This is a genomic window from Achromobacter maghribensis, from assembly GCF_057334215.1.
Genome location: NZ_JBHFII010000026.1, coordinates 224367 through 238416, shown reverse-complemented (window position 1 = coordinate 238416; position 14050 = coordinate 224367). Strand labels below are relative to the sequence as shown.

The following is a 14050-nucleotide window of genomic DNA, read 5'->3' as shown; positions in this document are numbered from 1 at the left end:
GGCTTGACGCCTGGCCGCGCTGGCCCGCGCCCGGCAGTAGCGGCCGCGCCATTTTTTTGACGGGCCCAGGCGGTCCGTCGGGCGGGAAGCCTCGCCAGAACGGGCGATCCGGCCCTTCGTAAAACAATGCAAAGTCATCCTTAGGCGCTACTTCTGAAGAAGGACTTGTAGTGTGCGCCGCAACCTCCTGATTTATTAGGAGGTTTTTCTTTTTGCGGTTTTACATATTGGTCTAAGTCCTTGTTGTGATTGAAAAAATTGCAACCACGCGCTTGACCGCCCCTGTGCCATACCGTAGAGTGGGAAATAGTAGGAAATTGTGCAATTAAGTGGGGTAAAAGTGGTGTTTCAGGGAAGCAGCGCACTCACGCTGGATGCCAAGGGACGGATCTCGATTCCGACCCGGCATCGTGACGCGCTGATGTCGCAGGCCGATGGCCGGCTGACCCTGACCCGCCACCCCGACGGCTGCTTGCTGGTGTACCCGCGGCCGGAGTGGGAAAAGAAGCGCGAGCAGATCGCCGCCTTTCCCATGACGGCTCGTGCGTTGCAGCGGCTGTTGCTCGGCAACGCTCAGGACGTGGAACTGGATGGCTCCGGCCGGGTCCTGATCGCTCCTGAACTGCGCAACGCTTCCGGTATGACGCGCGATGTGATGCTGCTCGGTCTGGGCGCGCACTTCGAGCTGTGGGACGCCGCTACCCTGGCCAGCCGCGAGGCTGAAGACTTGGCCAAGGGTATGCCGGATGTGTTGAATCAGTTTTCGTTCTGAAAAATCTATGGAATTCGAACATCGGCCCGTTCTGCTGGAGCCGACGGTGGACGCACTACTGCTGCCCGACTTCGGCGGCAAAGGCGCGACACGGTCGCACATGCAGACCGAGCCGGATACGGCTACGCGGGCGGAACGCGGCGTGTTTGTCGACGGCACTTTTGGCCGGGGCGGGCACAGTCGCGAGCTGCTTGGGCGCTTGGGCAAGGAAGCCCGGCTGGTGGTGTTCGACAAGGATCCCGAGGCAATCGCTGTAGCCCGCGCGTTGGCGGCGGCGGACCCCCGGGTCACGGTTATCCATGGCGGCTTTGCCACCATGGCTGAAGAATTGGAGCAGCTCGGCATCGGCAAGGTCGATGGCGTGATGCTGGATCTGGGCGTGTCGTCGCCTCAGATCGATGATGCCGAGCGCGGTTTCTCGTTCATGCGAGACGGCCCGCTCGATATGCGGATGGACACCACTCGTGGTCCCACGGTGGCGGATTGGCTGGCGCAAGCCAGTGTGGATGAGATGCGGGAGGTCATAGCGGATTATGGCGAAGAACGGTTTGCTTTTCAGGTTGCAAAGGCGATTGCTGCTCGCCGCGCAACAAGGCCGCTGCGCACCACGCTCGAGCTTGCCGAGTGCGTCGCCAGCGCCGTCCGCACGCGCGAAAAGGGGCAGCATCCGGCCACACGCACCTTTCAAGCTTTACGGATTTACATCAATCGGGAACTCGAAGAGCTCGCGCGCACCCTCGCGGCAGCTCTAGACCTGCTTGCTCCGGGGGGGAGGTTGGCGGTGATCAGTTTTCATTCGCTTGAAGACCGCATGGTCAAGCAGTGCATCGTGGCGGCGGCTCGGCCGGCCGCCGCGCATGCACGCCTGCCGCTGCGTGAAAGCGAAATGCCCCAACCGATCCTGCGTTCCCTCGGCCGTGTCCAGGCCGAAGACGACGAGGTCTCGGGCAATGCCCGCGCCCGCTCCGCTGTCCTGCGCGTTGCCGAACGCACCGAAACGCCGCTGCCCCCCGAGGGCGGCTTCGCGTTCGTGAAGATCGGCTCGCTGCCCGGCAGCGACCTGGCCCCGCCGCCTCGCCGCGGCGGCAAGGGAGGGCGGCGCTAATGGGTCGTGTCAACTTGATCATTGCGGCTTTACTGATGCTGTCGGCCATTTCCCTGGTTACCAGCCGGTATCAGTCGCGTCAGCTCTTTGTGGAGCTGGGACGTGATCAGGCCCAGGAACGCGACCTGGAAACCAATTGGCGCCGGTTGCAGCTTGACCGCGCCGAACTCGCCCGCAACGCGCGGGTCGATGTGATTGCACGCGACGGCCTGAAGATGATCCCCATCGTTCCGGACCGCACGCTGTATCTGAATCAAGCGCCCGTCTCCACCGCTGGGGGCGCGCAATGAAACGCGTCCCCTTCTTCGACAACCCCGTGCTGCGTGGGCAACTGCCCACCTGGCGCGCGCGCCTGGTGCTGATCCTGCTGTTTGGCGGATTCACCGTGCTGGCTGGCCGCGCGCTCTTCCTGCAAGGGCTGTCGACGGAGTTTCTGCAGCAGCAGGGCGAACGCCGCTATGAACGCACCCTGACGCTGGCGGCCACGCGCGGCAAGATCATGGACCGCAACGGCGCGGTGCTGGCTTCCAGCGTGCCGGCGCGCGCCATCTGGGCGATTCCGGAAGACGCCAAGCAGGGTACGCCTGCGCAGATGGATACGCTGGCCAAGCTGCTGGACATGCCGGTGGCCGATTTGCGTCACCGGCTGGTCGATGAAGACAAGAACTTCGTCTACCTGAAGCGCCAGGTCCCGATGGACGTGGCCGACAAGATCAAACAGTTGGGCATGGCTGGCGTGCACCAGCAACCCGAGACCCGCCGCTACTACCCGGACGGCGACGTGATGGCCCACGTGGTGGGCTTCAACAGCGTCGAAGACCAGGGCCAGGAAGGCGTCGAACTGACGTTCAACCAGCAGCTGTCTGGCCGGCCCGGCAGCCGCCGCGTCATCAAGGACCGGCTGGGCCGGGTCATTGAAGACGTGCAGGCCGTGACGTTGCCGGTGGACGGCCGCGACTTGCGCCTGTCCATCGATACGCGTTTGCAGTACCTGGTGTTCAAGGAATTGAAGGACGCCATGGACAAGCACCAGGCCAAGGGCGCTACCGCCGTGGTCGTGGACGTGCATACGGGCGAAATCCTGGCGCTGGCCAACGTGCCGACTTTCGATCCGAACAAACGCGAGAGCTTTCACGGGTCCAAGCTGCGCAACCAGGCCATTACCGATACGTTCGAGCCCGGCTCGATCATGAAGCCGTTCACCGCCGCGCTGGCGCTGGACCTGGGCCGGATCACGACCTCGACGTTGTTCGAAACCGGCAATGGCCGCTTCAGCTATCAGGGCAGCACGATCAGCGACGTGAGCCGCAACGGCACGTTGGACGTGGCCGGCGTGTTGCGCAAGTCCAGCAATATCGGCATGACCATGATCTCGGAGAAGCTGGAATCCCGCGAAATGTGGGACCGCTTCACTGAATTGGGCCTGGGCCAGGCGCCTCAAGTGGGATTCCCCGGCGCGGCGCCCGGCCGCTTGCGCCCCTGGGACCGCTGGCGCCTGATCGAAAAAGCGACGATGGCTTATGGCTACGGCCTGTCCGTGTCGCTGCTGCAAGTGGCGCGCGCCTACACCGTGTTCGCGCGTAACGGCGACATGGTGTCGCTGACGCTGGTCAAGCGCGACAGCGACCCCACCAGCGTCAAGATCTATACGCCCAAGACGACCGCCATGGTGCGCGCGATGCTTGAAGCGGCCGCCGGCCCCGAAGGCACGAAGGCCGCGCAGGTGCAGGGTTACCGCGTGGCCGGCAAGAGCGGCACCGCGCGCAAGATTGTCGACGGCAAGTACAGCATGCAGCGTTATCGGAGCTCGTATGTGGGCTTCGCTCCGGTGTCGGATCCGAAGATCGTGGTGGCCGTGTCCATCGACGAGCCGACGGTCGGCGGTTATTACGGCGGCGCGATCGCCGCGCCCGTGTTCTCCCATATCGTGGGGGGGAGCCTGAGGCTGATGGGGGTGCGGCCGGACGCGCCATTTGAATCCACGATTGTTGCTGGTCTCAAGGAGCCAGGCAGATGAGCGCCAAAGGCTTCCTCTCCCACCCTGTCGCCACGGTTGCCGAAACCGTGGCGTGGTTGCATGCGCGCGTCTCGTTGACGGCGCACCTCAAGCTGGACTCGCGCGATATCGAGCCGGGCGACGTGTTCGTTGCCTGCCCGGGCCTGTCCAGCGACGGACGTCTCTATATAGATAAGGCGTTGGCGCTGGGCGCCAGCGCAGTGTTGTTCGAAGCCCCGGCCAGCGAAGCCATCCAGGCCGCTGGCGGCGATACGCCGATGTTGCCCGTGACCGGCCTGCGCGCCTTGCTGGGCGAGTTGGCCGACACCTGGTACGGCCGTCCGTCCGCCGCGTTGGCGGTGGTCGCGGTGACGGGCACCAACGGCAAGACTTCGTCGGTCCAATGGATCGCGCATGCGCTGAGCCGTAACGACAAGCCTTGCGGCACCATCGGCACCCTGGGCGCCGTACTGCCCGACGGCCGCACGCTGGGCGGCGACTTGACGACGCCCGACGTCCTGACCGTGCATCGCACGCTGGCGGCGATGCGCGACGCCGGCGCGAAGGCGGTGGCGATGGAAGCGTCGTCGATCGGTATTGAACAGGGGCGTCTGGACGGCGTGCGTATTGCGCTGGCCGCCTTCACGAACCTGACGCGTGACCATCTTGATTACCACGGCACGATGGAACACTACGAGGCCGCCAAGGCCCGCCTGTTCCGATGGCCGGGCCTGACGGCCGCCATCGTCAATGCCGATGACGCGGCCGGACGCCGGCTGATCGCAAGCCTGCCCGCCGGTACCGGCGCGATGGGCTACAGCCTGAGCGACGCGCCCGAGATCCCGGCCGCGATGCGCGCACGTGATCTTCAGGCGACGTCCCAAGGCCAGATCTTCACGCTGGTGTCGCCCCATGGCGAAGCCCAGATCGTGACGCGGCTGCTGGGGTCGCACAACGTATCGAATCTGCTGCTGGTGGCTGGCGTGCTGTACAAGCTCGGCCTGCCGTTCGCGCAGATCGCGCGGGAACTGGCCGCGACGGATCCGGTGGACGGTCGGCTGCAGACCGTGGAAACGTTGCCGGTCACGACTCAAGCCAATGCGGGCCGCGGCACGCTGGTGGTGGTGGACTACGCGCACACGCCCGATGCATTGTCGCGCGCCTTGACGGCACTGCGTGCAGTGGCGGTTGCTCGCTCTGGCCGCCTGATCTGCCTGTTCGGCTGCGGCGGCGAGCGCGATCCGGGCAAGCGCCCCGAAATGGGCCGCATCGCGGCGGAACTGGCCGACCACGTAGTGGTGTCCAGCGACAATCCGCGCACGGAATCGCCCGAAGCGATCGTTGAACAAATTCTGGCCGGCATCCCGAAAGCGGCAAAGGCCGATGTCCAGGTCGACCGCGCACGCGCCATCATGCAGACGATCTGGGCCGCATTGCCCGAAGACGTGGTGCTGCTGGCGGGCAAGGGGCACGAAACCTATCAGGACATCGGGGGCGAAAAGCTGCCTTTCGATGACCGCGAATGGGCGCGCCTGGCATTGCTGCTGCCGCAGGTCAAAGGCGTATCCACGGATACCCGCCGCATCGGCACGGGCGAATTGTTCGTGGCGCTGGTCGGCGAGAATTTCGACGCGCACAACTATCTTGATCAGGCCGAAGGCCGAGGCGCCTGCGCGGCTGTCGTGGCGCATGCCGTCGGCGACGCGAAACTGCCGCAATTGGTGCTGGGCGACACCCGCCTGGCGCTGATGCGCATTGGCGCGGCGTGGCGTTCGCAGTTCTCGCTGCCGGTCGTGGCAGTGACGGGCAGCAACGGCAAGACGACCACCAAGGAAATGATCTCGGCCATGCTGGCCGAATGGTGCGGCGAGGCGGGCCGTTTGGCCACCGCCGGCAACCTGAACAACGATATCGGCGTGCCGCTGACGCTGCTGCGCTTGCGTCCGGAGCATCGGGCGGCCGTTTTCGAGCTGGGCATGAACCACCCGGGTGAAATCGCCCAACTGGCCGCCATGGCGGCGCCGACGGTGACCCTGGTGACGAACGCGCAACGCGAACACCAGGAGTTCATGCACACCGTGGAAGCGGTGGCGCACGAGAACGGCGCCGCGATCACGGCGCTGCCGGACGACGGCATTGCCGTGTACCCGGGGGATGAACCGTATTGCGCAATCTGGGATGCGCTGGCGGAACCGCGCCGCGTGCTGCGCTTTGGTCTGCAACCCGGCCTGGATGTGTACGCGGAGAATATTCTTGCCGACGTGAGCGCCACGCGCTGTCGCGTCGTGACGCCTGTTGGCACGGCGGAGCTGTCCCTGCCGGTGCCCGGCTTGCATAACCTGCGCAATGCGTTGGCCGCGATCGCCAGCGCCATCGCGGCGGGAGTGCCGCTGGATAGCGCCGTGCGCGCCCTGGCGGGTTTTGTCCCCGTTGCGGGCCGCATGCAGCACAAGCAAATGAGTGACGGTACGTTGCTCATTGATGACACCTACAATGCCAACCCCGATTCGGTTCGTGTCGCCATCGACGTGCTGGGCCGCATGGCCGGCAAGCGCGTTCTGGTGTTGGGCGACATGGGTGAAATCGGAGACGACGGCCCGGCCCTGCATGCAGAGGCGGGCGTTTACGCGCGCGAGCATGGGCTTGACGCGCTGGTCACGCTGGGCGAAGCCAGCCGGGCGGCTGCGGCCGCATTCGGAGCTGGGGCGCACGCCTGCGCATCGGTAGACGAAGTGGTTGCCGCCTTGCGCGGTTTGCGCGCGTCCTGCGTATTGGTAAAGGGATCGCGCTTTATGCGCATGGAGCGGGTAGTGACGGCTTTTTCTTTGAATGACGGACAGGCGGCCAAGGCGCAGGGAGAACACCATGCTGCTTGAGATCGCCCGTCTGCTTTCCGATGATGTGCGCGCGCTGGGCGTGTTCGAATACATCACTTTGCGCGCCGTGCTGGCGTGCGCGACGGCGTTGCTGATCGGCCTGGTCGCCGGTCCGCGCGTGATCCGCAAGCTGACCGAGATGAAGATCGGCCAGGCCGTGCGTTCGTACGGCCCGGAGACGCATCTGGTCAAGACCGGCACCCCCACGATGGGCGGCGTGCTGATCCTGATTTCCATCGCCATCAGCACCTTGTTGTGGGCGGATTGGACCAACCGCTTCGTGTGGGTGGTGCTGCTGGTGACGTTCGGCTTCGGCTGGATCGGCTGGCGCGACGACTACCGCAAAGTCGTTTATCGCGATCCCGAGGGCATGCCCGCCCGCCAGAAGTTTTTCTGGCAGGCCACCATCGGCATGATTGCCGCGGTGTATCTGGCGTTCGCCGTGTCGGCTCCCGCCAATACCGAACTGTGGCCGCTGTTCAAGGCCTGGGTCGGAAGCGGCTTCACGATGGCGTTGCCGACGCGCGCCGACCTGATCGTGCCGTTCTTCAAATCGGTGAGCTATCCGCTGGGCGTGCTGGGCTTCGTGGCGCTGACCTGGGCCGTGATCGTCGGCACCAGCAATGCCGTCAACCTGACCGACGGCCTGGACGGCCTGGCGATCATGCCGACCGTGATGGTGGGCAGTGCGCTGGGCATCTTCGCGTACGTGGTCGGCCGTGTCGACTATTCCAAGTACCTGTTGTTCCCGTATATCCCCGGCGCCTCTGAATTGATGGTGCTGTGCGCGGCGATCGGGGGCGCGGGACTGGCATTTTTATGGTTCAACGCGTATCCGGCGCAGGTGTTCATGGGCGACGTTGGCGCGCTGGCGCTGGGTGGCGCGCTGGGCACCATCGCGGTCATCGTGCGCCAGGAAATCGTGCTGTTCATCATGGGCGGCGTGTTCGTGGTGGAAACGCTGTCGGTGATGATCCAGGTGACCTGGTTCAAGTACACGAAGCGACGTTATGGAACAGGTAGACGCATATTCCGCATGGCGCCGTTGCATCATCACTTTGAAGTGGGCGGCTGGAAGGAAACCCAGGTGGTCGTGCGTTTCTGGATCATCAGCATGATGCTGGTGCTGATTGGCCTCTCTACCCTGAAGTTGCGATGAATACGATGGAAACCTCCCGCGCTGACGCGCCGCTTGTCCTGATCCTCGGATTGGGCGAGACGGGTGTCGCCGCCGCACGCTGGTGCGCCCGCCTGGGCGCCCGCTTGCGTGTGGCCGACACGCGCGCCGAGCCGGGCGGACTGGCTGCGCTGCGCGACGCGCTGGCGCAGAGCGATGTGGAATACCGTCTGGGTTGCGACGCGTCTTTCGATACGGCGCTGCTGGACGGCGTGAATCAGGTCGTGCTCAGCCCCGGGTTGGCACCGGCCGAGGCGCCTGCTGCCGACCTGCTGCGCGAAGCCGAGGCCCGCGGCATTGAAGTGGTTGGCGAGATCGAATTGTTTGCGCGCGCGCTGGTCGACCTGGCCGAAACGCGCGAGTACCGTCCCCGCCTGCTGGCCGTGACGGGCACCAACGGCAAGACCACCGTGACCGCGCTGACGCGCGACCTGATCGACGCCAGCGGCCTGTCGGTCGTGGCGGCCGGCAATATCAGTCCCGCCGCATTGACGGCGCTGATCGACGCGCTGGACAACGACGCGCTGCCGCAGGTGTGGGTGCTGGAGCTGTCCAGCTTCCAGCTGGAAACGACCCGTTCGCTGATGGCCGACGCGGCCGTCGTGCTGAACGTTACGCAGGACCATCTGGACTGGCACGGCGGCATGGACGCCTATGCGGCGGCCAAGGCGCGCTTGCTGCAGATGGCGCGCATTGCCATCGTCAACCGCGACGACGCGCTGACCGTGCGCATGGTGCGGACGGTGAACGCGCTGAACGTGCGTACGTTTGGCCGCGACATGCCCGAATTGGTGGGCGACATGGGCCTGGAACTCGGGCAGGGCGTGTCCTGGCTGGTTGCGGCCGAACCCAGCGACTTCGATGAACCCGCGCCGCCCGTGCGCAAGAAGAAGGACGCGCCCGAACCGGTGCGCGCCAACGGGCGCATGAGCCGCCTGATGCCCGTTGATGCCTTGCGTATCCGCGGCATTCACAATGCCCTGAATGCGCTGGCTGCGTTGCAACTGGCGCGTTGTATGGACCTGGGCTGGGGCGCGATGCTGCGCACGCTGCGCGAGTACGCTGGCGAGCCACACCGCGCCGCCTTCGTTCGCCAGATCGGCGGCGTCGACTATATCAACGACAGCAAGGGCACCAACGTGGGCGCGACCGTCGCCGCGCTGGAAGGCCTGGGGCAACCGGTGGTGCTGATTGCAGGCGGCCAGGGCAAGGGACAGGATTTTTCGCCACTGATTCCCGTGGTGTCGCGCCATGCCCGCGCCGTGATGCTGATTGGCGCGGACGGGCCCGAGATTGGCCGCGTGCTGGCGCCGACCGGCGTCAATTGTGTCTTCGTCGATTCGCTGCATGACGCCGTGCGCGGCGCGGCGGAACTGGCGCAACCGGGCGACGCCGTGCTGCTGTCCCCCGCCTGCGCCAGCCTGGATATGTTCCGCAACTACCCGCATCGCGGGCAGGTGTTCGTGGAAGAGGTCGAAGACCTGGCCCGCGACCGTGGAGAGGTGGCATGAGCCTGATCGCCGACCTCACCGCCAGCGTCAATGCCGTACGGCCCGGCCGTACCAAAATGCGCAACTTCGATCTGCCGCTGGTCATCGCGGCGTCGACGTTGTTGCTGCTTGGCTTGCTGATGGTGTATTCGGCGTCGATCGCGCTGGCCGACGGCCCGCGCTACGCGTCCTACGGGCGCTACTACTTCGTGATCCGCCACGGCCTGTTCGTCAGTGCCGGGCTGCTTGCCGGCGCCGTGGTGCTGGCCATCCCGATCCGCGTCTGGCAACGCATGGCCGTGCCGCTGTTCGTGGTGGCGATGATCCTGCTGGTCGCGGTGCTGATCCCCGGCATCGGCCGCGAGGTCAACGGCGCCCACCGCTGGATTCCTCTGGGTCCGCTGAACTTCCAGCCGTCCGAACTGATGAAGCTGGCGGCGCTGCTTTACGCGGCCGACTACACCGTGCGCAAGCAGGAACACATGCAGGCGTTCGCCCGTGGCTTCCTGCCGATGGCTTTCGCCTTGGCTGGCGTAGGCATGTTGCTGCTGCTGGAGCCGGATCTGGGCGCCTTCATGGTGATCGTGGCGATCGCCATCGGCATCCTGTTCCTGGGCGGTATCAACGGCAAGTACTTCAGCAGCCTGCTGGCCGTGCTGGTCGGCACCTTCCTGATGCTGATCTGGCTGTCGCCGTGGCGCCGCGCGCGCCTGTTCGCCTACCTGGACCCCTGGAACGAAGACAACGCCTACGGCAGCGCCTATCAGCTGTCGCACTCGCTGATTGCGCTGGGCCGTGGCGAATGGCTGGGCGTGGGACTGGGCGCCAGCGTGGAAAAACTGCACTACCTGCCCGAAGCGCACACCGACTTCCTGATGGCGGTGGTGGGCGAAGAGCTGGGATTTGCCGGCGTCATGCTGGTGATCACGCTGTTCGCCATCATCATCTACCGTGGTTTCGACATCGGCCGTCAGGCCATTGCCATGGAGCGCACGTTCGCGGGCTTGGTCGCGCATGGCGTGGCCATGTGGTTCGGCGTGCAGTCCTTCATCAACATGGGCGTGTGCCTGGGCCTGCTGCCCACCAAGGGTCTGACCCTGCCGCTGATGAGCTATGGCGGTTCGGGCGTGGTGATGAACCTGTGCGCGCTGGCCATGCTGATCCGGGTAGACGTCGAAAACCGGGTCATGATGCGCGGGGGACGGGTATGAACGCCGTCCGCACCATCCTGATCATGGCCGGCGGCACCGGCGGGCACATCATGCCCGGCCTGGCCGTGGCCGACGTGCTGCGCGAGCGTGGTTGGCGCGTGCTGTGGCTGGGCAATCCCGACAAGATGGAAGGCAAGCTCGTGCCGCCGCGCGGCATCGAACTGGTGCCGCTGCGCTTTCAGGGCGTGCGCGGCAAGGGCGCATCGGCGCTGTTGAAGCTTCCGTTCCTGCTGTTGCGTGCCTTTGCGCAGGCGTGGTCGCGGTTGTCCGACGTGCGGCCGGACGTGGTGCTGGGCATGGGCGGCTATGTCGCCTTCCCTGGGGGCGTGATCGCTGCGCTGCGCGGCACGCCGCTTGTCGTGCACGAACAGAACGCCGTGGCCGGCACCGCGAATAAGTGCCTGGCCAAAATGTCGCGTCGCGTGTTGAGCGGATTCCCCGGCGTGCTGCCCAAGGGCGAAGCCATGGGCAACCCGGTGCGCGCGGACTTGTGCGCGCTGCCGGACCCGGCCGTGCGCTATGCCGGCCGCACGGGCCCGTTGCGCGTGCTGATCGTGGGCGGCAGCCTGGGCGCGCAAGCCCTGAACACGACGGTGCCGCCGGCGCTGGCGCGCCTGCCGCAAGACAACCGGCCGAAGGTCATCCACCAGGCCGGCGAGCAACATTTGCCCGCGTTGCAGCAGGCCTACGCCCAGGCGGGCGTGCAGGCCGACTGCCGCGCGTTCATCGATGACATGGCCGGCGCCATGGGCGACGCGGACCTGCTGATTTGCCGCGCGGGCGCCATGACGGTGTCCGAAGTGGCCGCGGCCGGCGTCGCGGCGCTGTTCGTGCCGTTCCCGCACGCCATCGATGACCATCAGACCGCCAACGCGCGCTTTTTGAGCGACGCGCAGGCCGCTTGGCTGCAGCCGCAAACCGCCTTGACGCCCGAGTGGCTGGCGGACTGGCTCGCCCAGCGTTCCCGACAAGAACTGGAAGCCGTTGCCGTCCGGGCCCGCGCGCATGCGCACCCGGAAGCGGCGGCTCATATCGCCGACGTCTGTGAACAAGCAGCGGGGCGTTCATCATGAAACACAGAATTCAACATATCCATTTCGTAGGCATCGGCGGCTCGGGCATGAGCGGCATTGCCGAAGTGCTGCTCAACCTGGGCTACACGATCAGCGGTTCCGACCTGAACGAGTCGGCCGTGACGCGCCGCCTGGCAGGTCTGGGCGTGAAGATCGCGATTGGCCACGTGGCCAGCAATGTCACGGGCGCGGGCGCCATCGTGACGTCCACCGCCGTGGCGGGCGACAACCCCGAAGTGATCGCGGCCCGCGCGTCGCGCATCCCGGTGGTGCCGCGTGCCATCATGCTGGCCGAACTGATGCGCCTGAAGCGCGGCATCGCGGTGGCCGGCACGCACGGCAAGACCACGACGACCAGCCTGGTGGCCAGCGTGCTCGCCGCCGGCGACCTGGATCCCACCTTCGTGATCGGGGGGCGCCTGAATTCGGCCGGCGCCAATGCGCGGCTGGGGCAGGGGGACTACATCGTGGTCGAGGCCGACGAGTCCGACGCATCGTTCCTGAACCTGCTGCCGGTGATGGCCATCGTGACCAACATCGACGCCGACCACATGGATACCTACGGCCACGACGTCGCGCGTCTGAAGAGCGCGTTCATCGAGTTCACGCAGCGCCTGCCGTTCTACGGCAGCGCCGTGCTGTGCTCGGATGACGCCAACGTGCGCGAGATCATGCCGTTCGTGTCGCGCCCCATCACGACTTACGGTTTGAATGAAGACGCGCAGGTGCGCGCCTATGAAGTGCAGCCGGAAGGCACGCGCATGCGCTTTAACGTGCAGCGCACGCACCTCGATACGCTGCTGCCGCCGTTGCAGGTGGAACTGAACCTGCCCGGCCTGCATAACGTGCGCAACGCGCTGGCCGCGATTGCCGTGGCGACCGAACTGGGCGTGTCCGACGAAGCGATTTGCGACGCGCTGGCCGCGTTCAAGGGCGTGGGCCGTCGTTTCACGCAGACGGGCGAATTCCCCGTGCCGGCCAGTCATGGTGGCGGCACGTTCACGGTGATCGACGACTACGGCCATCACCCTGTCGAAATGGCGGCGACGCTGGCCGCGGCGCGCGGCGCATGGCCGGACCGCCGCATCGTGCTGGCGTTCCAGCCGCACCGCTACACACGGACGCGGGATTGCTTTGAAGATTTCGTGCGAGTGCTGGGCACGGCGGACGCCGTGCTCCTGACCGAGGTCTACGCCGCTGGCGAACCGCCCCTGGTGGCGGCCGATGGTCGTGCGCTGTCGCGCGCCTTGCGTGTGGCCGGCAAGGTTGAGCCGGTGTTCGTCGAAGACGTGGCCGAGCTGCCCCAGGCCGTGGTGGACTTCGTGCGCAACGGCGACGTGGTGATTGTGATGGGTGCGGGGTCTATCAGCAAAGTCCCCGCCCAAGTAGGAGAACTGGCATGAGCGCGCAATTCGGCAAAGTGGGTGTCCTGTATGGCGGCCGTTCCGCGGAACGCGAAGTGTCGCTGATGTCCGGCAAGGGCGTGCAGCAGGCGCTGGCAAGCGCGGGCGTGGACGCGCACCTGTTCGATACGGGCGAACGCAGCCTGGCCGAGCTGGCCGCCGAAGGGTTCGACCGCGTGTTCATCGCCCTGCATGGCCGCTTTGGCGAAGATGGCACGATCCAGGGCGCCCTGGAATTGCTGGGCATTCCCTATACCGGCAGCGGCCCGATGGCTTCGTCGCTGGCCATGGACAAGACCATGACCAAGCGCGTGTGGTTGCAGCATGGCCTGCCCACGCCCCAGTTTGAAGTGGTGGATGCCGACACGGAACTGCGCCTGGTGCCCGACCGCCTGAGCCTGCCGCTGATCCTCAAGCCGCCACATGAAGGCTCGACCGTCGGCATCACCAAGGTGGTGGGCTACTCGGACATGAAAGAGGCCTATGCCGCGGCCGCCCGCTACGACAGCGAAGTGCTAGCCGAGCAGTTCATCACCGGCCGCGAGCTGACCGTGGCGGTGCTGGGTTCCGGTAAGGCCGCGCGTGCATTGCCCGTGATCGAGATCGCGGCGCCCGGCGGCAATTACGACTACGAACACAAGTATTTTTCGGACGACACGCAGTATTTCTGCCCGGCCACCTTGCCGCCCGAAGTGGCCGAGGAAGTCTCCGCGATCGCCGTCAAAGCCTACCGCGCGCTGGGTTGCGAAGGCTGGGGCCGCGCCGACTTCATGCTGGACCGCGACAACCGTCCGTGGCTGCTTGAACTGAATACCTCGCCTGGCATGACCAGCCATTCTCTGGTGCCCATGGCCGCGAAGGCCGTGGGGATCAGCTACGCCGAACTGTGCGTGGCGATTTTGTCCGAGGCCTCGTGCAAAGTGCACAGCGCCTCCCGTAACGCTTGA

Annotated in this window: 11 protein-coding genes; all 11 read left to right on the top strand. The window is 65.9% G+C overall.

Annotated elements, in window-relative coordinates; genetic code table 11:
* The first annotated feature begins 343 nt into the window (after positions 1 to 343).
* Genes mraZ through ACE039_RS11855 form a run of 11 tightly spaced genes read left to right on the top strand, consistent with a single transcriptional unit; the run spans position 344 to position 14050 of the window.
* Positions 344 to 772 (top strand): division/cell wall cluster transcriptional repressor MraZ, encoded by a 429-nt coding sequence (mraZ, locus tag ACE039_RS11905; RefSeq protein WP_006226256.1) that lies wholly within the window; start codon positions 344 to 346, stop codon positions 770 to 772.
* A 7-nt stretch (positions 773 to 779) separates the two neighbouring features.
* Positions 780 to 1877, top strand: a complete 1098-nt coding sequence (gene rsmH / locus ACE039_RS11900) for a 16S rRNA (cytosine(1402)-N(4))-methyltransferase RsmH (protein ID WP_105555528.1) — start codon at positions 780 to 782, stop codon at positions 1875 to 1877.
* Positions 1877 to 2167, top strand: a complete 291-nt coding sequence (gene ftsL, locus ACE039_RS11895; protein WP_105555527.1) for a cell division protein FtsL — start codon at positions 1877 to 1879, stop codon at positions 2165 to 2167. Before rsmH ends, ftsL begins: the two co-directional genes overlap by 1 nt.
* On the top strand, positions 2164 to 3894 hold the full coding sequence (locus ACE039_RS11890; RefSeq protein ID WP_105555526.1) for a peptidoglycan D,D-transpeptidase FtsI family protein: 1731 nt from the start codon (positions 2164 to 2166) through the stop codon (positions 3892 to 3894). The genes ftsL and ACE039_RS11890 overlap by 4 nt, the downstream gene beginning before the upstream one ends.
* Positions 3891 to 6749: a bifunctional UDP-N-acetylmuramoyl-L-alanyl-D-glutamate--2,6-diaminopimelate ligase MurE/UDP-N-acetylmuramoyl-tripeptide--D-alanyl-D-alanine ligase MurF gene (gene murF, locus ACE039_RS11885; RefSeq protein WP_485822451.1), complete on the top strand. Its 2859-nt coding sequence runs from the start codon at positions 3891 to 3893 to the stop codon at positions 6747 to 6749. Before ACE039_RS11890 ends, murF begins: the two co-directional genes overlap by 4 nt.
* Positions 6739 to 7908, top strand: coding sequence for a phospho-N-acetylmuramoyl-pentapeptide-transferase (gene mraY, locus ACE039_RS11880; protein ID WP_105555524.1), 1170 nt, complete (start codon positions 6739 to 6741; stop codon positions 7906 to 7908). Before murF ends, mraY begins: the two co-directional genes overlap by 11 nt.
* Positions 7905 to 9437: a UDP-N-acetylmuramoyl-L-alanine--D-glutamate ligase gene (murD, locus tag ACE039_RS11875; RefSeq protein ID WP_485822450.1), complete on the top strand. Its 1533-nt coding sequence runs from the start codon at positions 7905 to 7907 to the stop codon at positions 9435 to 9437. The genes mraY and murD overlap by 4 nt, the downstream gene beginning before the upstream one ends.
* Positions 9434 to 10627, top strand: a complete 1194-nt coding sequence (ftsW, locus tag ACE039_RS11870; RefSeq protein ID WP_105555522.1) for a putative lipid II flippase FtsW — start codon at positions 9434 to 9436, stop codon at positions 10625 to 10627. Before murD ends, ftsW begins: the two co-directional genes overlap by 4 nt.
* The gene (gene murG, locus ACE039_RS11865; RefSeq protein WP_485822449.1) at positions 10624 to 11700 is read left to right on the top strand and encodes an undecaprenyldiphospho-muramoylpentapeptide beta-N-acetylglucosaminyltransferase; all 1077 of its coding nucleotides are present in this window, start codon (positions 10624 to 10626) and stop codon (positions 11698 to 11700) included. Before ftsW ends, murG begins: the two co-directional genes overlap by 4 nt.
* Complete coding sequence (gene murC / locus ACE039_RS11860; protein WP_105555520.1) at positions 11697 to 13103, top strand: UDP-N-acetylmuramate--L-alanine ligase; 1407 nt, start codon at positions 11697 to 11699, stop codon at positions 13101 to 13103. The genes murG and murC overlap by 4 nt, the downstream gene beginning before the upstream one ends.
* Complete coding sequence (locus ACE039_RS11855; protein WP_105555519.1) at positions 13100 to 14050, top strand: D-alanine--D-alanine ligase; 951 nt, start codon at positions 13100 to 13102, stop codon at positions 14048 to 14050. The genes murC and ACE039_RS11855 overlap by 4 nt, the downstream gene beginning before the upstream one ends.